Raw genomic sequence first — 21,732 nt, 5'->3', positions numbered from 1 at the left:
GCGGACGATGAGCGGTTCAGAGGCGGTGCCGACCGCCGGGCGCCGCCTTCTGCTGCTGTCGGCGCTGGCCGTGGTCGTCGCGATGGTCCCCGTCGGAGGGGCGTGGCTGCTCGGCGGTGCCCTCGTGGCACAGGCGCTGTACCTCGGCATCGTGCTCACCTCAGCGGTGGTGCGCTCGCTTCCGCTCGGGATGCAGGCGGCGAGCGCCGTCTGGTTCGCCGTGGTCTCTGCGGCCGGCATGCTGATCGGGCCGCGGCCCATGCCGCTGCTCATCGCAGTGGTGCTGTGCTGCCTCGCGCAGGCCCCGATCACCCGGATGGATGCCAGAGCCGTGGCCGTCGCCCCGGCGATCCTGGTGTTCTACGCCCTCATCCCGCCATCGGGATCGGCCGGAACAGTGGCGGTGGCCACGTTGATCGGTGCGGCATTCATGATCGGCGTGGCACGTCTCGCGAAGATGGTGCCGGTGGCGCAGCCGCTGGACACGACCCGCGCCGTCGTGCACTCGGTGCTGCTCGCGGTCGGATGCGCTGTGCTGCTTCTGCTCGGGCCGGTGCTGGGCATGGGGCGGATCAACTGGGGACTGCTCGCGTTCTGCCTGGTGTTCGTGCCGGGTCGCGGCTCGGCGGCCGACGCGCTGCGCTACGCCGCGGCGACCGCCGCCGGTACCGTCGCCGCGGTGCTCATCGGGCTGCTCGCCCCGCCGTGGCTGGTGCTCGTGGCCGTCTTCGCCGGCGCCGTGCTCACCGTCGCCTACTCGCTGCAGCGCCGCTCCACGTTCGCGATCGCCTTCATCGCGGGCACCGTCATCCTGCTCGGCACGCTCGCTCCGGGCGCGGATGCGACGCTGCTGGGCGCCCAGCGCCTGGCGTCCGCTCTTCTCGCCGTCGCGATCGCGATCGTCCTGATGGCGGTCGCCGACCCCGCCGAGCGGATGCTCGCGCGCCTGTTCTCCCGAAACCAGCCGGAAGGATCCTCCTCGTGGACCCGCTGATCACCACCTTCGTCGTGCTTGCGGCGGCGATCGTCGTCTTCATCTCGAACCGCCTGCCCGCGCCGCTCGTCGCACTGCTGGTGGCGCTCGCGCTGTTCGCCTTCGGCGCGGTGACCTTCGAGCAGGCGATCGCCGGGTTCGGCGACCCGATCGTCGTCTATCTGGCGGGGCTGTTCGTGGTGAGCGAATCTCTCGAGGCCACCGGCGTCACCGCCTGGGCCGGGCAGCAGCTGACCAGGCGGGTCGGTGATCGGAAGTCGGCGGTGCTGATCGCGCTGATGCTGCTCTCGGCGCTGCTGACCGCGCTGATCAGCGTCAACGGCGCGGTGGCCGCACTGGTGCCCGTGGCGGTCGCGCTGGCCGCGCGGATCAAGCAGCCGCCCTCGCAGATGCTGATGACGGTGGCCTTCGCCGCGCATGCGGGTTCGCTGCTGACGATGCTGGGCACACCGATCAACGTGCTGGTCTCCGAGCTTTCGGTGAACGCCGGCGATCGGGCGTTCGGCTTCTTCGAGTTCGCGATCGTGGGCGTTCCGCTGCTGGTCGGCGTGATCATCATCTGCGTGCTGCTCGGCCCGAAGCTGCTGCCGCACCGCACGCCGGCGAACGCGCCCTCCGACCTCAGCGACTACGCGGCGACGATCGCCGCGCAGTACGGGCTGGACCCGAAGGTGGCTGTCGCGGGCGCGGACTACGGCCTCGCCGAGATCGTGATCCCGCCGCGGTCGCCGTACATCGGCGACCACGTCTTCCCCGGCATGCAGATGGAGTCGGCGAACCTCATGATCGAGGCGGTGCAGCGCGGTGGCTCGCAGGTCGAGGCGACCGACCTGCGCGCCGGCGACGTGCTGGTCGTGCGCGGGGCCTGGGACGAGCTCGGCCGCGGCGCGACGCAGCGCGGTGTCGTCAGCGTGGAGGATCCCGACCGGCTGCGCCGCAGCACTGTCGCCTGGAGCACGCGCGCCACGGTGGCCGTGTCGATCCTCGGCGCGATGTGCGTGCTGCTGGCCACCGGCCTGGTGCCGCCGGCGATCGTCGTGATGGGCGCCGGCGTGCTGCTCATCGGCCTTCGCGTGATCACGGTCGGGCAGGCGCAGCGCTCGATCTCGCTGACCACGCTCGTGGTGGTGGCGGGCATGATCCCGCTGTCCACGGCGATCCAGACCAGCGGCGCCGCCGACCTGATCTCCGACACCCTGCTGTCGTGGTTCGGGCAGGGTTCGCCGACGATCCTGCTCGCCGGCATCGTGGTCGTGGTGATGGTGCTGGGCCAGTTCATCAGCAACCTGGCCACGGTGCTGATCGTGGCGCCGATCGCGATCGCCGTCGCCGAGACCGCACACGTCTCGCCGCTGCCGATGATGATGGCGATCACGGTCGCCGGTGCGGCATCCTTCCTCACGCCGGTCGCCACCGCAGGCAACCTGATGGTGCAGGAGCCGGGCGGCTACCGGTTCGGCGACTACTGGAGGCTCGGTCTGCCGTGCCTGCTGCTGTTCGCCGCGGTCGCGATCTTCGTGGTGCCGCTGATCTGGCCGTTCTGAGCGTCTCTGCGCTCAGCGCAGCGAGGTGTGGCGCTCGACGGAGCGCGCGCCCCACCAGGCCAGCACCACCATCACGACGAGGGTCGTGAACACGAAGCCGAGACCCAGCACCTCGGGCTGGTAGCCCGGGTTGTCGATGGCCTTCATCACGTCGTCGAGCATGCTCTGGGGCACCAGCTGCCCGGCATCCGGGCCGCTCAGGCGGATGCCGAACGGGATGAACAGGATGCCGATGAACGTGACCACCTGCATGACGAGGTACAGCACGATCGCGCCGATGACCGGAGCGCCGAACCCGAGGTGGTTGAAGCGGCCCTCCGCGCCGATCGTCATCATGGCGGATCCGGCGACGACGAGATAGGCGAGCTGCAGGATGATCGCCAGCGCACCGAGCCAGGCCATCCACGGCTCGACGGCGGAGAGCCCGTCGACGACGAACCCCCACGGGTCGTCGCTCTCCGGCATCGCGAAGACGAGGGCGCCCACCAGCAGTCCGGCTGCGGTCACGATGAGCGCGACCAGCGAGCTGACCAGACCGTAGAGCAGCTTCGCGGTGAACAGGGTGCGGCCGCGCACGGGGATGGCCATGGTGAAGTAGCCCTCGCGGCCGTACATCGTGCGCCAATAGTTCTCGGCGAGCAGGACGAGCACGATGGGCACGAGCGCGATGAACGCCACGATGCCGAGATACAGGCCGAGGCCGCCGAGAACCGGCACGTTCAGCGCGGCGAACACGTACGAGACCCCGGCGACCAGGACGACGGCGCCGATGACGGTGAGCAGGCCCTTCTTCGTGGAGCGGAAGTCCTGACCGAACAGCGTGCCGATCATGATGCGTACACCTTTCGGAAGAGAGCGTCGAGACTGACGCCGTGCTCGGCGCGCAGGTCGTCGGCGCCGCCCTGCAGCAGCACCGCGCCCTCGCGCAGGAACAGGACGGAGTCGACGATCTGCTCGACGTCCTGGATCAGATGGGTGGAGATGAGCATGAGCGCGTCCTCATCGAAGTTCGACAGGATGCCGCGCAAGATGACGTCGCGGGAGGCGGGGTCGACGCCCGATATCGGCTCGTCGAGCAGGTAGATCTTCGCGCGGCGTGACATGGCCAGCGAGATCTGCAGCTTCTCGCGCATGCCCTTGGACATCTCCTTGAGCGTGCGGTCCCACGGCAGGCCGAAGAAGTCGATCATCTGCCGGGCCTTGGCCTCGTCGAAGTCGGCGAAGAAGCGGGCGAACTGCGCGATGGAGTCGCCCGGCCTGTGCGAGTCGGGCAGGAACGAGGCGTCTGGCAGGAACGACACCAGCGCCTTGGATTCCGGTCCGGGAATATGTCCGGCCACGCGCACCTCGCCGTCCCACTCTGCGAGCACGCCGGCGAGGATCTTTAGCAGCGTGGTCTTGCCCGAGCCGTTGTCGCCCATGAGGCCGACGATCTGACCCGGCGCGAGGGAGATGTCCAGGCCCGCCAACGCGGGCCGTCCTCGGTAGGACTTGGTGAGGCCCGTGATCTCGATGACGTTCATCGGGTCTCCTTTCTGTCGTTGTCGTGGGGTGCGTCGCCCTGCGCCCAGCGCAGGGCGAGCAGGTCGGATGCCTCGGCGAGGGTCATCCCGATGCCGCGAGCCGCGGCGACGAAGCCGTCGGCGGTGGATGCGGCGAGCGCTGCGCGTCCGTCCGCGACGGCGTGCTCGTCGCGGGTGACGAATCGACCCGCGGTGCGCTCGGTGGTGGTCAGCCCGAGTCGGTCGACCTCGCCGAGCGCCTTCTGCACGGTGTTGGGGTTGACGCCGAGCTCGAGGGCGAGTTCGCGCACGGACGGCACCTTGGCCCCGGGCGACCACTCGCCCGCGGCGATGCGCCGACGGAACTCGTCGACCAGCTGCACCCAGATGGGGCGGGACTCGTCGGTCTGCATGTGTCTTACTGTATTACGACACTAATACAGATGCAAGCAGGACCTCTCAGAGAGGCATCAGCAGCGGCACGAGCAGCACGCTGACCACCAGCGTGACCAGTGTGAACGGGGTGCCGATCTTCACGAAGTCGGCGAACCGGTAGCGGCCGGGTTCGACGACGAGGGTGTTCACCGGCGACGACACCGGGGTCATGAACGCCGACGACGCGGCGAGCGCCACCATCATCGCGAACGGGTACGGCGAGACGCCCAGGTGCACGGCGGTCGAGATCGCGATCGGTGCCATCAGCACGGCGGTCGCGGTATTCGACACGAACAGGCCGATCACCGCGGTGAGCAGGAAGATCGCGCCGAGCAAGATCGTCGGACCCGCGCCGCCGAGAGCCGCCAGCAGTCCGTCGACCACCAAGTCGACACCGCCGGTGCGCTGCAGCGCCAGCGCGAAGGGCAGCATGCCCACGATCAGCAGCAGGGTGGGCCAGTGGATGGCGCGGTAGGCGCTGCGCATGTCGACGCAGCGGAAGATGCCCATCAGCAGACAGGCGATGAGCGCGGCGATCACGTTGGGCACAAGGCCGGTGACCATCAGCACGACCATAATGAGCACGCTCGCGATCGCGAAGATCGCCTGGTTCGCCGCGGGGGCAACTTCGGCCGATTCCGCCGGAAGGTCGAGCAGGATGTAGTCGCGGCGGGTGCCGCCGAGGGCCTTCACGGCGTCCCAGGATCCGGTGACCAGCATCGTGTCGCCGGCCGCGAGGCGCACATCGGCGAAATCGCTGTCGACTGTGCGGCCGCGGTGCCGGATGCCGACCACCTCCAGCGCGTGGGCGGCATTGAAGCGCAACATCCGCACGCTCTTGCCGATGGCGGCCGAGTCGGGGGCGATCAGCGCCTCGGCCATGCCGACCTGGCGGGAGTAGCCCTCGAGGTACTCGTCGGTGGCGGGCTGCGCCTCCAGGCGCAGCCCCCTCAGCTCATCGGCCGAGAGCTCAGCATCCGTGAAGAGGGTGTCGCCCTTGGCGACCTCGACGTCGTCGGCCGTCAGGTGCACGGTCTTCCGGAACAGCCGGGAGCGCTCGATCATCAGCACCCGCGCGCGCCGGCCGGCCCGCAGGTCGAGGTCGGCGAGCCGAGTGTCGATCAGCGGCGAGCGCGACGCGACGCGGAAGCGGTGCGTCCTGGCATCCACACGGTAGTCGGTGAGCAGACTGCGGAAGGTGCGGCGCGAGTCCTCGGCGCCGTCGGCGTCGCCGGCGAGGAACCGCCGGGCGAACAGCATGTAGCCGATGCCGAGCGCGAGGATCACGATGCCGAACGGTGTGATGGCGAAGAACCCGAAGCCCTCCATGCCCGCGCGCTGCAGCTCGGCGTCGATCACCAGGTTCGGGGTGGTGGCGATCAGGGTCAGCATGCCGCTGATGAGGCCGGCGAAGCTGAGCGGCATCATCAGCATGCGGGTGGGGATGCCGGTGCGGGCGGCGATGCTCACCGCGACCGGGATGAAGATCGCGACGACGCCGGTCGAGCTCATCACCGCGCCGAGCAGCGCGACCGAGAGCATGAGCAGCACGATCAGCCTGGTCACGCTCGCACCCGCGGTGCGGGCCAGCCAGTCGCCGAGCCGGTAGGTGACGCCGGTGCGGGAGAGCCCCTCACCGACGACGAAGAGCGCGGCGATGAGCACGACGTTCGGGTCGGCGAAGCCCTCCAGCGTCTCGGTGACGGTGAGGATGCCGGTGAGCGGCAGCGCCACGATCATGATGACCGCGACCACGTCCATGCGCGGCCGTCCGATCGCGAACATCGCCACCGCTGCGACGAGCAGCACCAGCACCATCGCGAGATCGGTCGTCATCGGTCGTCTCTCACATCACTCGACGTGAACGGATCGACCTGCCGCCGCCGGATGCCCGGTCGGCGGCAGGTCGCAGGTGATCAGGCGAGGGCCTTGGCCTTCAGCTTCTCGTACTCCTCGGTGGTGATCGTGCCCGCTGCGAGCAGCTTCGCGGCATCCGCGATCTCGTCCGCGGCGCTCTTGCCGGCAGCCTGACGGATGTAGGCGTCAGTGGCCTGCTGCGCCTGTCGCGCCTGCGCGGCGCTGCGCTCGGCCATGCCCTGGCCGCGAGCGATCAGGTAGACCAGCGCGGTGATCCACGGCACGAAGATCAGGAAGATGATCCACAGCGCCTTCCACCACCCGTTGAGCTTCCGGTCGCGGAACAGGTCGCCGAAGATCGTGAACAGCACCATCAGCAGCGCGATGAAGAGGAAGATCTCGACGAAGATCCAGATGGTTTCCCAGAAGTTCATGGCGACGCCTTTCAAGTATTTGAGTCGTTGTCTCGAACGTTAGTGGTTTCGGGCTGCGATGTGGGGTGTGCGAGGGCGATCCGGGCCATAATCGAGCCAGAAGAGGCGGGACGGGGCCATCATGAGCGACGTTGAGTCGGGTTCGACCGAAGCGGATGCCGCGGTGCCGGAGGACGCGCCCGCCCGGACCCCATGGTGGCGGCGCCCCTGGGCGCTGGCCACCGGAGCAGGCATCGCAGTGATCGCGCTCGGCATCGGCGGCGGGCTCATCGGTTCCGGCATCCTGAACGGGTCGGGAGGTGCGGGCGCCTGCAATGCGATCTCCGTCTCGGAACGCGCGCTTCCCTCGGTGGTCACGGTGTGGGCGACCGGACAGGGAGGAAGCGGCAACGGCAGCGGCGCCGTGATCGACTCCGACGGGCTGATCGTCACCAACGACCACGTGATCGCCGCCGCCGTCAGGGGCACGCGTGTCACCGGCACGCTGGCGGTGACCCTGGCCGACGGCGAGCGCCTGGATGCCAAGCTGGTCGGCCGCGATCCGCAGACCGACCTCGCGGTGCTGCGCGTCTCGCGCGACGGCGGGCTGCCGCAGATCCGGTTCGGCGACTCCGCGCAGGTGCGCACCGGGCAGCCGGTGGTGGCGCTGGGCGCACCGCTGGGGCAGTCGAACACCGTGACGGCGGGCATCATCAGCGCGCTGAACCGCTCCCTCACCCTGCCCACCGGAGACGGCGGCGTGACCGTCATCACCGGGGCGCTGCAGACGGATGCCGCGATCAACCCGGGCAACTCGGGCGGCGCGCTGGTCGACTGCGACGGACGCCTGATCGGTGTGAACACGGCGATCTCGACCGTGCCCGACAGCGAGGGGAACGGCTCGGGCGGCAGCATCGGCATCGGGTTCGCCGTGCCCGCCGACACCGTGCAGGCGATCACCGACGAGCTGGTCGCGAGCGGTCGGGTGGATCATCCGTCGTTCGGGATCGAGGTCAGCACGCTGACGCCGCAGGCCGCCGCGCAGTTCGGCGTGCCGCCGGGGCTGGTCATCACCTCGGTCGTCGACGGCGGCTCCGCCGACCGCGGCGGGCTGCGGGTCGGCGACCTGATCACCCGGATCGGCGGTCAGTCCGCGCCCACCGCCGCGCACCTCGCGGCGGTCACCGTGCGCGCAGCACCGGGCGACGAGGTCGAGGTGACGTTCCTGCGCGAGTCGAAGACACGCACTGTGAAGGTCACGCTGCAGCCGAACCCGACGTCCTGAGCCAGGGCGTCAGCTCGGGTGCACCACCCGGAAGATCTCGCAGACGACGGGCATGTTCGGCTCGTAGCCGCGCGGGTTCTCGGAGTTCTCGCGCCAGTAGCGCTCGTGGATGTCGCGCCAGGCCTGCAGGGTGCGATCACCCTCGCCCTCGGCGAAGGCGTGCTCGGCGCTGACCTCGTCGAAGGGCACGGTGCGCACGGAGGTGGTCTGGATCACCGCGCGCGGGGAGCCCGTCCCATCGAGGATGATGCTGTAGTCGCCCTCCGCGGGCAGCGGTTCGTCGGCCACCTCGTAGTCCCAGAGGGAAGATGCGGTGCCGGTCTTCACGCCGGCGAGGACGAGCTCGAGCAGGCTGTCGGCATGCTCGGGTGTCGCGCCGAAGCCCCACGCTTCGGGCGCGGCATCCGGCAGTTCGGGGTGCGCGGCGCGCGCCGCGCGCCAGTACGCGTCGATCTCAGGGTTCTCGTCCACACGACGACTCTACGGATGCCGCTGATGCTGCATCGCATCGCCGACGAGCCGGACGAGGCCGGCCAGGGCCGCGCCGACGACCGCGCCGACGGTGTTCCAGAGGACGTCGCCGATGTCGGGCACGCGGCCGGGGATGCGGTTCTGCATCATCTCCACGCCGAACGAGATCGCGAACCCGATGATGGGCGCGAGGATCCACCAGCGACGACTCAACAGCAGGGCGAGCGCGGCGCCGAGCGGCACGAACAGGAGGGCGTTGAGCGTGCTCTCGACCTGCAGGAAGGTCATCGGCTCGACCACCGGCCCCGCCCACCCGCGAGCCACCCTCATAAAGAGGCTCCTCGCCGGCGCCACGATCCAGCGGGGTGAGAACGTGAGTGCGAGGACCGCGCCAAGGGTCATGAACGTGGCGACGATGCGGGGGCCGAAGGAAGTGCTCATGCTTTCAGTTCACGCGAGCGGATGTTGCGTGAGCGTATGCGTTTGCGTGCCCGGAGCTCGGTGACGAGCGCGGGACTCGCCCATCTAGGATGAGCGGCATGGGACGCACCGGTCCGCATTCGTCCACCCGCGCAAGGGGCCGCGTCTCCGCCGAGGGCGACGACCTCTTCTACAAGGTCACCGGCGACGGCGCGCCGATTCTGATGATCGCCGGAGGCGGCGGAGACGGAGACTCGTTCCTCCCCCTTGCGGATCAACTTCGCGACCGGTTCATGGTCATCACCTACGACCGGCGGTCGAACGCACGCAGCACGGCGAACGACCCGTCCGCGTTCAGTGTCCCGCAGCAGGCCCGGGACGCCGTCGCCGTGCTGCGTGCGGTCGGCCTGGAATCCGCAGACATTCTCGGCAGCAGCAGTGGCGCCGTCATCGCACTCGAGCTGGCGCGTGCGCACCCCGATTCGATCAGGAGGGCGATCTTCCATGAACCGCCCCTGACCCGATGGGCACGGGACCCCGAGAAGTGGCAGGCGTTCTTCGAGGACTGCTACCGCGTCTCGCAGACGAAGGGAGCGTCCAAGGCGGCGACGAAGTTCGGCGCGGGCGTTCTCGGCAGGCTGACCGTCGCGCCGCTGCTGGCAGATCTGACGTTGAAGCGCTACCTGCGTGACGAACCGAAGCAGGCGGACGAAATCCGAATCCCCGCGCGAATGACCGATTCGATCTTCATCGATCACGAACTGCTCCCGGTGACCGGGTACGAGCCCGACGTCGAGGCCCTTCGGCGGATGTCGAAGAACCTGACCTTCACCGCCGGCGAGTGGACCGTCCGCAAGGGCATTTGGCTCGCGGACGTCGCGCAGTCGCTTGCCGACGAGACCGACAGCGCCTTCCTCACTCTTCCCGGCTCACATGTCTCCTACATGGATAAGGCGGCGCGGTGGGCCTCAGTCGTCGCGTCGACGTTCACCGCAGGGAGACAGTGACATGTCCGGGCACGCGAGCAAAGTCACACCGGAGAGCATCCTCACCGGCGTGCAGGCACAGCTGCAGCGCGCCGGACGGTTCGTCGACACGATAGATCCTGCCGCCGCGTTGAAGACGTACGGGCGGCTCATCGACCTGCTCAAGCCTCGACTCGCAACCCTGCGCGTCGCCGCCGGCCTGCCGCCGGAGCCTCCCGCCTGGGCGAGCTGGCGTGCGAGAGAGACTCACCGCTACCGCAGCCTTCCGGCGCCCTCCGATCGCGTCTTCACCTATTGGGACAGACCGATTCACACCGCGCCGCCCCTCGTGCAGGCGTGCATCGCGCAGATGCGTACCGTCTATCCCGCACTGCGAGTTCTCGACGGGGCGTCGGTTCGGGAGCTGATCACCGTGCCGGAACGTGTCGAAGAGCTGCTGGAGAAGGAGCGCCCTGCGCACTTCTCCGACTACATCCGCACCAGGCTGCTGGAGGTGCACGGAGGAATCTGGGTCGATGCGACCGCCTGGGTCGGTCGCAGCCTCGACCGAGAGCTTGAGGGGAAGTATCTTCGGAGCGGCACGGTCTTCCCACGCTGGACGAGACGGGCCATTGCGAACTGGTTCATCGCCTCGCATCCTGGTTCACCTCTGATCGCGATGCAGCGCATGGCACTGGAGACCTGGTGGGAGGAGAACGACGACCTGCCGGAGTACTTCCTCTACCACCGCGTGTTCGAGGTGCTCCAGGCCCTCGTTCCCGAACTGAGAGGGCAGTGGAATGCGACACCGTTCTTGTCCGCGGCCGACGCTCACCTGCTGCAGCTGGAGATGATGCAGCCCTGGCGGCCGCAGACGCTGGAGACGATCGTGAGCATCGCCCCGCTGCAGAAGCTGAGCTACAAGTACGACACGGTTCCGGAGGGATCCGTCTTGGAGCACCTCACGCGCGACTATCTGGGGTGAGCCTCCGGCGTGGTGGAGTCCTGATCGAGATGGCATCATCCTGCGCGCACAAATGAGTAGGACCCCTAGTCATCGACCCGGGGTCCTACTCGTCTGTGCGCGAGGGGGGACTTGAACCCCCACGCCCTTGCAGGCACTGGCACCTGAAGCCAGCGCGTCTACCTATTCCGCCACTCGCGCATGTCGGTCCGTGACGAACCAACCGCACAAGCCTAACATGCGTTTTCGGCGCCGATGAACACGCCTGCGCGCCCGGCATCCCGCGAGAAATGGGCCCGGGCGCGAGAAAGGGCGGCATCAGGCATGTCCCGTGCCAGGAGACGTTTCTCGCGGCAGGGCGACGAGGCAGAGGCGTTCACTCAGCCGGGCTGGCTACGATGTGCGTACCGGTCAGCCATGCCTTAGGAGCCCAGTGGGACTACTTGACAGCTTCGAGAAGGGTCTCGAGCGCGCCGTGAACGGCGCGTTCGCGAAGACCTTCCGCAGCGGCGTCCAGCCGGTCGAGATCGCCTCGGCCCTGCGCCGCGAGGCCGACACCACGGCCGCGGTGGTCAGCCGCGACCGCATCATCGCGCCCAACGAGTACCTGGTGCGCCTCGCGTCCGACGACGCCCAGCGGATGCAGGCGCTCGGCGGCGCACTCACAGACGAACTCCTCGCACTGATGACCTCGCACGCCACCGCGCAGGGCTACAGCTTCGCCGGCCCGCTCATCATCAGGCTCGAGGCCGACGACAAACTCAGCACCGGCACCGTCCGCGTCGACTCCGGCTCCGTGCAGGGGAAGGTCACCTGGCAGGGCGTGGTCGAGGTCGGCGGACGCCGCGTTCCGCTCACCAAGGCGCGCACCGTCATCGGCCGCGGCAGCGATGCCGACATCACCATCTCGGACGCCGGTTCCAGCCGGCGTCACGCCGAGATCCTCTGGGACGGCGAGCGCGCCCTGCTGCGCGACCTCGGCTCCACCAACGGCACGAAGATCGACGGGCAGAAGATCCGCGAGGCTGCGCTGCCCACCGAGACCACCTTCATGATCGGACGCACCGATCTCACCTTCCGCGTGGTCCCCGTTGCCGGCCACGACGACGCCACCCGCGCGATGGGCGCGATCTCGTGAGCGCCCTTCGTCTGGGGAGCGCCCTTCGTCTCGCTTCGCTCGCTCAGGAGCCGGTGATGCGATGAGCGAACTGGTCCTGCTTCTTCTGCGCATCGCGTTCCTCGTGCTGCTGTGGTTCTTCGTGTTCGGCGTCATCTACTCCCTGCGGGCCGACCTGTTTGGCGTGCGCGTGCGCAAGATGCCCGCCGGCGAAGCCGCAGCATCCGCTCCGGCCGCTCCCGCCAAGCCGCGCTCGACGGGACCGGCGACCACGGCGACCGCGACCAAGCTCGTCATCACGTCCGGCCCGAAGTCCGGGCTCGAGGTGCCGCTCGGCACCGAGCCGCTGAGCATCGGACGTTCCAGCGAATCCGGTCTGGTCATCCGCGACGACTACACGTCCAGCCACCACGCGCGCCTCGTGCCGCGAGGCGGCACCTGGACCATCCAGGATCTCGAGTCGACCAACGGCACCTATCTGAACGGCCAGCGCCTCACCGGCCCGCCCGTCCCGATCTCGATCGGCATGCCCATCAAGGTGGGCGCCACGACCTTCGAGCTGCGAGCCTGACCGCGGACATGGTCTTCGAGGGCTCGAGCGCAGCGATCTCCCACACCGGGAAGGTCCGCTCCAACAACCAGGACTCCGGATACTCCGGGGCCAACCTGTTCGTCGTCGCCGACGGCATGGGCGGCCACGCCGGCGGAGACGTGGCCTCGAGCATCGCCATCCACCGCATCGAGGGCCTCGACCACGCCTACGAGTCCACCGACGACGCGCAGGCCGAGCTGCAGGCGGCGGCCACCACTGCCGCGGCCGACCTGGTGCGCGCCTCGAAGGACCGCCCAGAGCTGGCGGGCCTCGGCACCACCCTCAGCGCCATCATCATGGTCGACGACTACGCCGTCATCGGCCACATCGGCGACTCGCGCATCTATCTGTTCCGCGACGACGAGCTCACCCAGATCTCGGCCGACCACACCTTCGTGCAGCGTCTCGTCGACTCCGGCCGCATCACACCGGAAGAGGCCCGCTACCACCCGCGTCGCTCGGTGCTCATGCGCGTGCTCAGCGACATGGACATCGACCCCGAGCTGGACATGTTCGTCATGCCCACACATCCGGGCGACCGATGGCTGATCTGCTCGGACGGCCTCTCCGGGGTCGTCGACGAGCTGCACATCGCCAAGGCGATGCGCCTGGGCCTGGCCCCCGGCCGCACCTCCGACATCCTGCTCAAGCAGGCGCTCGACGGCGGCGCCCCCGACAACGTCACCATGGTGCTCGTCGACGTCGGCGGAGCGCACCCGCTCTCGTCCGGCACGCCCACGGTCGTCGGCTCCGCCGCCAACCCGCAGGGCGTCATCGTGCCGGCCGCCCGGTCGACGCTCACCGGATGGCTGCACCCGGTGCGTCAGGCCGCCAACGAGCCCACCCACTTCGAGCCGGCCGCCGACTACCTCGAGGAACTCATCGAGGAGGACCGCCGCCGCTCGCGCCGCCGCCGGATCGGCTGGATCACCGCGCTGGTGGCCGCGCTCGCTCTGCTCGTCGGCGCAGGATTCATCGCCTACAACTGGACGCAGACGCGCTACTTCGTGGGTGCCGATGACGACAGCGTCGTCATCTTCCGCGGCGTGCAGCAGAGCATCGGACCGTTCACGCTCTCCACCGAGATCGACGACACCGGCATCCTGCTCGCCGACCTGCCGCCGTACCAGCGCTCGGCCGTTGAGCGCACGATCAACGCCCGCTCCCTCTCGGATGCCGAGGCGATCGTGAACCGTCTGCGCGCGAACGCCGACGAGGTCACCGGCGAGACGCCGAGCCCGACTCCGACTCCGACTCCGAGCGGGGTGCCGACACCATGACATCCGTGACCGCCGACACCACCGTCGTCAAGGCGCTGAAGAAGATCCGTCAGCCGCAGAAGCAGCGCAACCGCGAGTTCTGGCTGCTGCTGTTCGCCTGCGCGATCTCCGGCTTCGCGCTCACCCTCGTGCAGCTGGGTGCGCTGGACCGCATTGACCCGATGATCCTCGTGATCGGCGGCGGCCTGGCGGTGCTGGTGTTCGCCCTGCACATCGTGCTGCGGGTCGTGGCGTCCGACGCCGACCCGTTCGTGCTGCCCATCGCGACCCTGCTGACCGGGCTGGGCATCGCGATGATCTACCGCCTCGACATCGCCGAGAAGTTCATCGGCTGGGGCGCGTACTCCAACAAGCAGCTGGTCTGGACGGCGATCTCGATCGCCCTCGCGATCGCTCTGGTGATCGCACTGCGCAACTACCGCGTGCTCTACCGGTACACCTACATCTTCGGCCTCGCCGGAATCGTGCTGCTGATCCTGCCGTTCATCCCCGGTCTGCGCATCGCCGACGCGAACGCCCAGGTGTGGGTGTCGGTCGGCGGGCTGTTCTCGTTCCAGCCCGGTGAGCTGGCGAAGATCTGCCTGGCGATCTTCTTCGCCGGCTACCTGGTGCGCACCCGCGAGAGCCTGGCAACGGTGGGCAAGAAGTTCCTCGGGATCACCTGGCCGCGCATGCGCGACCTCGGGCCGGTCATCGTGGTCTGGGCGCTCTCGCTCGGCATCATCGTCATCCAGCGCGACCTCGGCACCGGAATGCTGATCTTCGGCATGTTCATCGCCATGCTCTACGTCGCCACCGGCAAGACCAGCTGGGTGCTGATCGGACTGGCCGGCGTCGCGATCGGCGTCTTCCTGGCCGCACAGGTGCTGTCGTACGTGCAGGGTCGCTTCTCGGCCTGGCTGCACGCCTTCGACCCGGCGCTGATCGAGAGTCTCGGCGGCAGCTATCAACTTGTGCAGGGCATCTTCGGGCTCGCGCACGGCGGTCTGATCGGCACCGGATGGGGTCAGGGTCGCCCCGACATCACTCCGCTCGCGCACAGCGACTTCATCATCCCCAGCCTCGGCGAGGAGCTCGGCATCGTCGGCCTGTTCGCCATCCTGTGCCTGTACATGGTGTTCGTCAGCCGCGGCATCCGCATCGGCCTGGCCGGACAGGACGACTTCGGCAAGCTGCTCGCGATCGGGCTGTCGTTCACGATCGCCCTGCAGGTGTTCATCATGGTCGGCGGCGTCACCCGGGTGATCCCCCTGACCGGCCTGACCACGCCGTTCCTCGCGGCCGGCGGTTCGTCGCTGGTCGCCAACTGGCTCATCGTCGCGCTGCTGCTGCGCATCAGCGACGGCGTGCGCCGCCAGCCCAGGGTGGTGATCGGATGACCAAGGAACTGCGCCGCCTCACCATCGTGATCCTCGCGATGTTCCTCGCACTGTTCGTCGCCACCAGCTGGATCCAGGTGGTCGCCGCCGACACGCTCGCCCAGAACCCCGAGAACACCCGCACCAGGCTGGACACCTACCAGATCCAGCGCGGCGCGATCATCGCCGGCGGCACGGCGATCGCCTCGTCGACTCCGGCCGACGACAAGTACCGCTACCAGCGGGTTTACAAGGATGCCCCGATGTGGGCGCCCGTCACCGGCTACTTCAACCCCGCGCTGGGCTCTGCCACCGGCATCGAGAAGGCCCTGAACGCCGAGCTCTCCGGCACCGGCTCCAGCGCCTTCTTCGCCGAGGTCGAGCGGATCTTCTCCGGTCAGCCGCAGCAGGGCCTCAGCGTCGAGCTCAGCCTCGACCCCAAGGTGCAGAAGGCCGCCTGGGACGCGATGGGCGACCTGCAGGGCGCGGTCGTCGCGATCGAGCCGAAGACCGGCCGCGTTCTCGCGATGGTCTCGAAGCCCAGCTTCGACACGAACACGCTCGCCGTGCACGACGCGGATGTCGCGAACGCGGCGTACAACGCGCTCGACGAGAACCCCAAGAACCCGCTGTACAACCGCGGCATCGGCGGTGACCTCAACCCGCCAGGATCCACGTTCAAGGTGGTGGTGGCCGCGGCCGCGGTCAACGGCGGCGACTACACGATGGAATCCACGCTGCCGAACCCGGCCCGCTACACGCTGCCGGGAACGAAGACACAGATCTCGAACGCGTGGGGCGGCACCTGCGGCTCGGGGGCCACAGTGACGATCGCCCAGGCGATCCGACTCAGCTGCAACATCCCGATGGCGGAGCTGGCGGTCGAGCTCGGCGACAAGCGCATCCGCGAGACGGCCGAGGCGTTCGGATTCAACAGCTCCTTCGAGACACCGCTGAAGTCGACGCCGTCCAGTTACCCGAGCGGGCTGAGCGACGACGAGACCGCGCTCACCGGATTCGGCCAGGGCAAGGTCACCGCGACGCCGCTGCAGATGGCGATGGTGTCGGCAGGTCTCGGCAACGGGGGCGTCGTCATGAACCCGCGGATGGTGGATGCCGTCATCGGCGACGACTTCGCCGTGCACAAGGAGTACGAGAACACCGAATACGGCCGCGCCGTAGACCAGGACACGGCTGCCGCGGTGACGGCGGCAATGGTCGCGAGCGTCAAGGACGGCGCCGCGCAGAATGCAAGAATAGACGGTGTCGATGTGGCCGGTAAGACGGGCACGGCAGAGAACGGCAAGTCCAAACCGTACACACTGTGGTTCACGGGATTCGCTCCGGCGGTGAACCCCGAGGTGGCGGTTGCAGTCGTCGTGGAAGACGGCGGTGGTAAGGGTCAGTCCGGATCCGGCGATGCGATCGCCGCTCCGATTGCGAAGAAGGTCATAGAGGCGGTGCTGGGCAGATGAGGCCGACGCAGGGTGTGTCGTTCGGTGGTCGCTACGAGCTGCAGTCGCGGATCGCGATCGGCGGCATGGGCGAGGTGTGGGAGGCGACGGATCACGTCATCGGACGCATCGTCGCCATCAAGATCCTCAAAGACGAGTACATGGGCGACCCGGGCTTCCTGGAGCGCTTCCGCGCCGAGGCCCGCCACGCCGCGCTCGTCAACCACGAGGGCATCGCGAGCGTGTTCGACTACGGCGAGGAGAACGGCTCCGCCTACCTCGTCATGGAGCTCGTGCCCGGCGAGGCGCTCTCGACCCTGCTCGAGCGCGACGGCGAGCTGAGCGCCGACAAGACGCTCGACATCGTCGCGCAGACCGCCTCGGCACTGCAGGCCGCGCACGCGGCCGGCCTGGTGCACCGCGACATCAAGCCCGGGAACCTGCTGATCACGCCCGACGGACGCGTGAAGATCACCGACTTCGGCATCGCCCGCATCGCCGACCAGGTGCCGCTGACGGCCACCGGTCAGGTGATGGGAACGGTGCAGTACCTGTCACCCGAGCAGGCATCCGGCCACCCGGCATCCCCGGCGACCGACATCTACTCGCTCGGAATCGTCGCCTACGAGTGCCTGGCCGGCAGGCGCCCGTTCACGGGCGAGTCGCAGGTGGCCATCGCGATGGCGCAGATCAACGAGCAGCCCCCGCCGCTGCCGGCGACCGTGCCGCAGCCGGTGCAGAACCTCGTGATGGCGATGATCGCCAAGAAGCCGGCAGACCGGCCGTCCTCGGCGGCGACCGTGGCCCGCGCCGCACAGGCGCTGCGACGCGGCGACCTGAACTCCGCTGCGATCGCCGTGCCCGCCATCGCGGCCGGTGTCGCGGCCGCCGGCGTCGACGACGCCACCCGCATCCTCGGCGTGGACGACTCGACCAGCATCATGCCGACCACCGCCCCGCTGCCCGCCGAGGAGGCGGCAGAGGAGGCCGAGGCCGAGAAGAAGAAGCGCAGCCCGTGGACCTGGCCGCTGATCGCTCTGATCGTGCTGCTGCTGCTGGTCCTCGGCGGCACGCTGTTCGCGCTTTTCAACAACAACGGATCGCCTGAGCCGAAGAAGACCACGCCGACGGCGATCGAGACCACTCCGGAGAACTCACCGACGCCGAGCACCCCGCCGCCGCCCACGCGCGCCGACGTGCCCGGCGACCTGGTCGGGCTCAGCTGCGACGCCGCCACCGCGAAGGTGAAGGCCGCGGGCCTCGAGGCCAACTGCACCACCGGCAACACTCCGGCCGGCTCGAAGGAGCAGGTCGGCACCGTGCAGAGCGTCAACCCGACCGGAACCGTGCCGCTGGACTCGATCATCACGCTGACCCTGTACGCCGACATGGTCGCCATCGGTGCGCCTTCGACGCCGCCGACCTTCGCCACCGACCCGGTGATCGAGGGCCAGCCGGCCACGCTCAACTGGGCCGCCTTCAGCTGCCCCTCGGGCGCCGGCGACGTCACCTCCTACGAGGTCACGCTCACCAACGCGGTCTTCGCAGGCGGAACCGAGACGACGAAGAGCTTCGGCCCCGGTGAGCTCACCGCGCAGGTGACCGCCGGTGCGGCAGGCCAGCCCATCGGAGCGACCTACAAGGCGTTCTGCGACAACCGCGCCTCGGGCGCCTCCCCCGCGGGCCAGTCCGGCGTGGTGCAGCCCGCCGTGGCCGACGGTTCGGGCGACCAGCCGCCCGCAGGCTAATCTGGATCAGTCGCCACCGAGGTCATCATCACGCAGTCAGAGATCGTCACAGAGGGGAAGCAGCCCGTGTCAGCAGAGCCGCAGATCCTCGCCGGTCGCTACCGTGTCGATGAGATCATCGGTCGCGGCGGCATGGCGAAGGTCTACCGCGGGTACGACCTGACGCTGGGCCGCCAGGTCGCCATCAAGATCCTCGATCCCGAACTGGCCAGGGATGCTGCATTCCGCACCCGGTTCCGCCTGGAGGCGCAGGCCGCATCGCGGATGTCGCACCCGTCGATCGTTCGCGTCTTCGACGCGGGGGATCCGTCTGACGGCAACACCGCGGGTGAACCGCCGTACATCGTGATGGAGCTGGTGCACGGCACCCTGCTGAAGGACATCATCGCGGCCGGCCCCGTGCCGCCCGAGGTCGCCGTGCGGTACACCGACGGCATCCTCGAGGCGCTGAACTACTCCCACCGTGCCGGCGTGGTGCACCGAGACATCAAGCCCGGCAACGTGATGATCACCGAGAACGGTGCCGTCAAGGTGATGGACTTCGGCATCGCGCGCGCGGTGTCCGACTCCTCGTCGACGGTCGCCGAGACCACGCAGATCATCGGCACCGCCGCATACTTCTCGCCCGAGCAGGCGAAGGGCGAGCCGGTCGACGCCCGCACCGACGTGTACTCCACCGGTGTGGTGCTCTACGAGCTGCTCACCGGCCGCCAGCCCTTCCGCGGGGACTCGCCGGTCGCCGTCGCCTACCAGCACGTCAGTGAGACCCCGGTGCCACCCACCGAGGTCAACGAGGCCGTTCCCGCTGGCCTCGACGCGATCGTGCTGCGCGCTATGGCGAAGGACCCGTACCAGCGGTTCCCGGATGCAGCGAGCTTCCGCAAGGCGCTCGACGGTGCGGTCTCCGGCCGCGCACCGAGCAAGAAGGAGATCGGCGCTCTCACCAGCGAGCTGTACGGTCCGAACCCGCGCCAGGCGCAGGAGACCGCCCGATCGCTGCGTCAGCTGAGCACTGACACCACGATGACCCGCACGCAGTCCGGTCCGCCGGTGGCGTGGATCTGGGCCGGTGTCGCACTGCTCGCGGTGCTGCTGATCTCGGTGCTGTTCTGGGTGATCAGCATGAGCATGCGTCCGCCCGAGGTGCCCAGCACCTCTCGCACCGTGCCGAACCTGGTCGACCAGACCTCCGAGTCCGCGCAGAAGCAGCTCGAGAACCTCGACCTGTTCTCGAAGGTCGTGAAGGAGTCGAACTCCGACTACGACGAGGATCACGTGTTCCGCACCGATCCGGTCGCGGGGCAGACCATGAACAAGGGCGAGACCGTCACGATCTACGTGTCCACGGGCGCCGAGCTCGTCACCGTTCCCGTGCTGGAGGGCCTCTCGCAGGATGCCGCGAAGCAGGCGATCGAGGGCGCGGGTCTGGTCTTCGGCGAGGTGCGCACACAGAACGACCCCGCCGAGAAGGCCGGCACCGTGCTGCAGGCGAGCCAGGACGCCGACGCGGAGGTGCCGCCGGAGACCGTGGTCGACCTCGTGGTCGCGAGCGGCGTGATGACGGTCGACAACATGACGGGCTGGACTCTGGACGCCGCCACCGCGCGGCTGAAGACTCTCGGGATGACCGCGAACCCGGTGAAGGACGACAGCTGCCCGGCGTCGAACCCGGCGACGGTGAAGTCGATGTCGGTCGCTCCCGGCGACGTGCCGATCGGCACCACGGTCGACCTGAAGTACTGCAGCGGCGGCGAGTAGCCCGTTTCGTCTCGGTCGCTGCGCTCCCTCGCTCAACGACCGGTGATGGAGCCCAGCCAGTTGCCCAGTAGTCGGTGACCGCTCTCGGTGAGGATGCTCTCGGGGTGGAACTGCACCCCGGCGATCGGCAGGCTCTCGTGCGCGAGCGCCATCACCGTGCCGTTCGCGGTGTGCGCGGTCACGCGGATCTCGGGAGGCAGGTCCGCCTCGTCGAGCGCCAGGGAGTGGTACCGCCCGGCGTCGAAGGGCGAGCGGATGCCGGCGAACAGCCCGGTTCCGTCGTGCTGCACCTCGGACACCATGCCGTGCATGAGCTCGGGCGCCGCGACGATCGGAGCACCGTAGGCGACGCCGATCGCCTGATGCCCGAGGCACACGCCGAGCAGCGGCATCCGCTTCACGGCCGCGAGGCGGACGATGTCGACGGATGCCCCGGCCTCCGCGGGCGCCCCGGGGCCGGGGGAGATGAGCACTCCGTCGTACTCGTCGATCAATGCGGCGAAGAACGCCGCGTCACCGGCATCCGCTTCGATCATCGTGACCTCGGCGCCGAGCTCGCGCAGATAGCCGATCAGCGTGTGCACGAAGCTGTCGTGGTTGTCCACGACGAGGACGCGCGCGGTCACTGGACGTCGACCTCGCCGGGGGTGATGAACGGGCTCACCCAGGGGAAGACGCAGAAGAACAGGCCGTAGAGCACGGCCGCCAGCACGACCAGCAGGATGATCGTGCGCACCCACCAGGGCCCCGGCAGCAGGCGCCACAGTGCGGCGTACATCAGCGGACTCCTTCGGCGGAGGGGGTGGCGACGTCGACGGGCGCCAGGGATGCCGGTGGGCCGTCCGCGCGCGGCTGGAAGCCCTCGAAGACGCCGTAGGCGACGATGCGCTCGGCGAGCGAGTACAGCGGCGAGCAGGCGGTGAGGGTGATGTACCGCTCGTCGGTGGAGAGCTCGGGCATCTGCGGCACGTCCAGCAGCACATCGGTCTGCGTGGGCTTGACGTACTCGAGCGTACGGAACCGGTAGGTGTACCAGCCGTCGCGGGTCTCGACCACGATGGCGTCGTCCAGCTTCAGCTTGTCGAGCTTGTTGAACGGCTTGCCCCAGGTGGTGCGGTGGCCGGCCAGGGCGAGGTTGCCCACCTCGCCGGGCATCTTCGACTCGGTATACAGGCCGATGCCGATCTTGTCCAGGGTGCGAGCACGGCTGGTGCCGCCGGCCATGTTCACGTCGTAGTCGTCGCCGAAGCGGGGGATGTGCATGTTGGCGAAGATCTCGGCGTCGGCCGGATGCGGAGGAGTGGGCGGCAGCGCGACGGTGGTCGTGCCGTCGGGAGCCTTGGTGGGTGTCGGCGGCGCGGGGGCCGGCATCGACTCCCATTCCTGCGACAGCGCCGAGCCCTTGGCGTTGTTCTGCGCGCCGATGATGATGTCGCCCACCCACAGCTGCCAGACCACGAACAGCAGCACCAGCGCGCCGGCGGTGAGCAGCAGTTCGCCGAGCACGCTCGCGAACGTCGCGCGCGAGCGACGTCGAGGAGGTGCATCGGCCATGATCAGAAGTCTATTCCGGCG

22 protein-coding genes and 1 tRNA gene are annotated in these 21,732 nt (G+C 68.8%); 12 read left to right on the top strand and 11 right to left on the bottom strand.

From position 1 onward, the window contains the following. The first annotated feature begins 7 nt into the window (after positions 1-7). Together ACFVDO_RS13555 and ACFVDO_RS13550 are read left to right on the top strand one after the other, a co-directional pair. On the top strand, positions 8-994 hold the full coding sequence (locus ACFVDO_RS13555) for an FUSC family protein (protein WP_378858687.1): 987 nt from the start codon (positions 8-10) through the stop codon (positions 992-994). Continuing rightward, positions 982-2,538 carry an SLC13 family permease gene (locus ACFVDO_RS13550; protein ID WP_378858686.1) on the top strand — a complete coding sequence of 519 codons (1,557 nt, stop codon included), beginning with the start codon at positions 982-984 and terminating at the stop codon, positions 2,536-2,538. Before ACFVDO_RS13555 ends, ACFVDO_RS13550 begins: the two co-directional genes overlap by 13 nt. Before the next feature lie 12 nt (positions 2,539-2,550). Here the strand turns inward: ACFVDO_RS13550 and ACFVDO_RS13545 are convergent, their stop codons facing one another. The 5 genes from ACFVDO_RS13545 to ACFVDO_RS13525 form a co-directional block, all read right to left on the bottom strand. Beyond that, entirely contained in the window at positions 2,551-3,369 is an 819-nt protein-coding gene (locus ACFVDO_RS13545) for a hypothetical protein (RefSeq protein WP_378858685.1), read from the bottom strand. Continuing rightward, positions 3,366-4,061, bottom strand: a complete 696-nt coding sequence (locus ACFVDO_RS13540) for an ABC transporter ATP-binding protein (RefSeq protein WP_378858684.1) — start codon at positions 4,059-4,061, stop codon at positions 3,366-3,368. Before ACFVDO_RS13540 ends, ACFVDO_RS13545 begins: the two co-directional genes overlap by 4 nt. Further along, positions 4,058-4,453, bottom strand: coding sequence for a GntR family transcriptional regulator (locus ACFVDO_RS13535; RefSeq protein ID WP_378858683.1), 396 nt, complete (start codon positions 4,451-4,453; stop codon positions 4,058-4,060). Before ACFVDO_RS13535 ends, ACFVDO_RS13540 begins: the two co-directional genes overlap by 4 nt. Before the next feature lie 46 nt (positions 4,454-4,499). Continuing rightward, a complete protein-coding gene (locus ACFVDO_RS13530; RefSeq protein WP_378858682.1) occupies positions 4,500-6,311 on the bottom strand; it encodes an SLC13 family permease in 1,812 nt (603 codons plus the stop codon). Between the two features lie 80 nt (positions 6,312-6,391). Then, entirely contained in the window at positions 6,392-6,766 is a 375-nt protein-coding gene (locus ACFVDO_RS13525; RefSeq protein ID WP_378858681.1) for an SHOCT domain-containing protein, read from the bottom strand. Positions 6,767-6,887: 121 nt separating this feature from the next. Between ACFVDO_RS13525 and ACFVDO_RS13520 the strand changes: the two genes are divergently transcribed. Continuing rightward, positions 6,888-8,030 (top strand): S1C family serine protease, encoded by a 1,143-nt coding sequence (locus ACFVDO_RS13520; protein WP_378858680.1) that lies wholly within the window; start codon positions 6,888-6,890, stop codon positions 8,028-8,030. A 9-nt stretch (positions 8,031-8,039) separates the two neighbouring features. Here the strand turns inward: ACFVDO_RS13520 and ACFVDO_RS13515 are convergent, their stop codons facing one another. Further along, on the bottom strand, positions 8,040-8,501 hold the full coding sequence (locus ACFVDO_RS13515) for an ASCH domain-containing protein (protein WP_378858679.1): 462 nt from the start codon (positions 8,499-8,501) through the stop codon (positions 8,040-8,042). A 9-nt stretch (positions 8,502-8,510) separates the two neighbouring features. Beyond that, a complete protein-coding gene (locus tag ACFVDO_RS13510) occupies positions 8,511-8,942 on the bottom strand; it encodes a VanZ family protein (protein WP_378858678.1) in 432 nt (143 codons plus the stop codon). 98 nt (positions 8,943-9,040) lie between these two features. Here ACFVDO_RS13510 and ACFVDO_RS13505 point away from each other — a divergent pair, with 98 nt between their 5' ends. After that, positions 9,041-9,928: an alpha/beta fold hydrolase gene (locus tag ACFVDO_RS13505; RefSeq protein ID WP_378858677.1), complete on the top strand. Its 888-nt coding sequence runs from the start codon at positions 9,041-9,043 to the stop codon at positions 9,926-9,928. A gap of 1 nt (position 9,929) precedes the next feature. Then, positions 9,930-10,871 (top strand): capsular polysaccharide synthesis protein, encoded by a 942-nt coding sequence (locus tag ACFVDO_RS13500; protein ID WP_378858676.1) that lies wholly within the window; start codon positions 9,930-9,932, stop codon positions 10,869-10,871. A 96-nt stretch (positions 10,872-10,967) separates the two neighbouring features. Here the strand turns inward: ACFVDO_RS13500 and ACFVDO_RS13495 are convergent. Next, positions 10,968-11,051: transfer RNA gene (locus tag ACFVDO_RS13495), tRNA-Leu, on the bottom strand. 232 nt (positions 11,052-11,283) lie between these two features. Here ACFVDO_RS13495 and ACFVDO_RS13490 point away from each other — a divergent pair. The 7 genes from ACFVDO_RS13490 (at position 11,284) to pknB (ending at position 20,157) form a co-directional block, all read left to right on the top strand. Further along, the gene (locus ACFVDO_RS13490; RefSeq protein ID WP_378858675.1) at positions 11,284-11,988 is read left to right on the top strand and encodes an FhaA domain-containing protein; all 705 of its coding nucleotides are present in this window, start codon (positions 11,284-11,286) and stop codon (positions 11,986-11,988) included. 61 nt (positions 11,989-12,049) lie between these two features. After that, positions 12,050-12,538, top strand: a complete 489-nt coding sequence (locus ACFVDO_RS13485) for an FHA domain-containing protein (protein ID WP_378858674.1) — start codon at positions 12,050-12,052, stop codon at positions 12,536-12,538. 8 nt (positions 12,539-12,546) lie between these two features. Beyond that, positions 12,547-13,839 (top strand): PP2C family protein-serine/threonine phosphatase, encoded by a 1,293-nt coding sequence (locus ACFVDO_RS13480; protein WP_378858673.1) that lies wholly within the window; start codon positions 12,547-12,549, stop codon positions 13,837-13,839. Next, the gene (locus tag ACFVDO_RS13475) at positions 13,836-15,218 is read left to right on the top strand and encodes an FtsW/RodA/SpoVE family cell cycle protein (RefSeq protein ID WP_378858672.1); all 1,383 of its coding nucleotides are present in this window, start codon (positions 13,836-13,838) and stop codon (positions 15,216-15,218) included. The genes ACFVDO_RS13480 and ACFVDO_RS13475 overlap by 4 nt, the downstream gene beginning before the upstream one ends. Next, entirely contained in the window at positions 15,215-16,672 is a 1,458-nt protein-coding gene (locus ACFVDO_RS13470) for a penicillin-binding transpeptidase domain-containing protein (RefSeq protein ID WP_378858671.1), read from the top strand. Before ACFVDO_RS13475 ends, ACFVDO_RS13470 begins: the two co-directional genes overlap by 4 nt. Then, a complete protein-coding gene (locus tag ACFVDO_RS13465; RefSeq protein ID WP_378858670.1) occupies positions 16,669-18,399 on the top strand; it encodes a serine/threonine protein kinase in 1,731 nt (576 codons plus the stop codon). The genes ACFVDO_RS13470 and ACFVDO_RS13465 overlap by 4 nt, the downstream gene beginning before the upstream one ends. A gap of 66 nt (positions 18,400-18,465) precedes the next feature. Further along, positions 18,466-20,157, top strand: a complete 1,692-nt coding sequence (pknB, locus tag ACFVDO_RS13460) for a Stk1 family PASTA domain-containing Ser/Thr kinase (RefSeq protein WP_378858669.1) — start codon at positions 18,466-18,468, stop codon at positions 20,155-20,157. Positions 20,158-20,189: 32 nt separating this feature from the next. Here pknB and ACFVDO_RS13455 read toward each other — a convergent pair whose 3' ends face one another. From ACFVDO_RS13455 to ACFVDO_RS13445, 3 genes are read right to left on the bottom strand one after another with little or no spacing between them, the layout of a single operon-like run. Then, complete coding sequence (locus ACFVDO_RS13455; RefSeq protein ID WP_378858668.1) at positions 20,190-20,783, bottom strand: anthranilate synthase component II; 594 nt, start codon at positions 20,781-20,783, stop codon at positions 20,190-20,192. Beyond that, positions 20,780-20,935: a hypothetical protein gene (locus tag ACFVDO_RS13450; protein ID WP_378858667.1), complete on the bottom strand. Its 156-nt coding sequence runs from the start codon at positions 20,933-20,935 to the stop codon at positions 20,780-20,782. The genes ACFVDO_RS13455 and ACFVDO_RS13450 overlap by 4 nt, the downstream gene beginning before the upstream one ends. Continuing rightward, a complete protein-coding gene (locus ACFVDO_RS13445; RefSeq protein WP_378858666.1) occupies positions 20,935-21,711 on the bottom strand; it encodes a class E sortase in 777 nt (258 codons plus the stop codon). The genes ACFVDO_RS13450 and ACFVDO_RS13445 overlap by 1 nt, the downstream gene beginning before the upstream one ends. Positions 21,712-21,732: the final 21 nt, after the last annotated feature.

The sequence above is a fragment of the Microbacterium sp. NPDC057741 genome, from assembly GCF_042798735.1.
In the GTDB taxonomy this organism is placed as follows: Bacteria; Actinomycetota; Actinomycetes; order Actinomycetales; family Microbacteriaceae; genus Microbacterium.
This window is presented reverse-complemented; position numbering and strand designations above follow the sequence as displayed.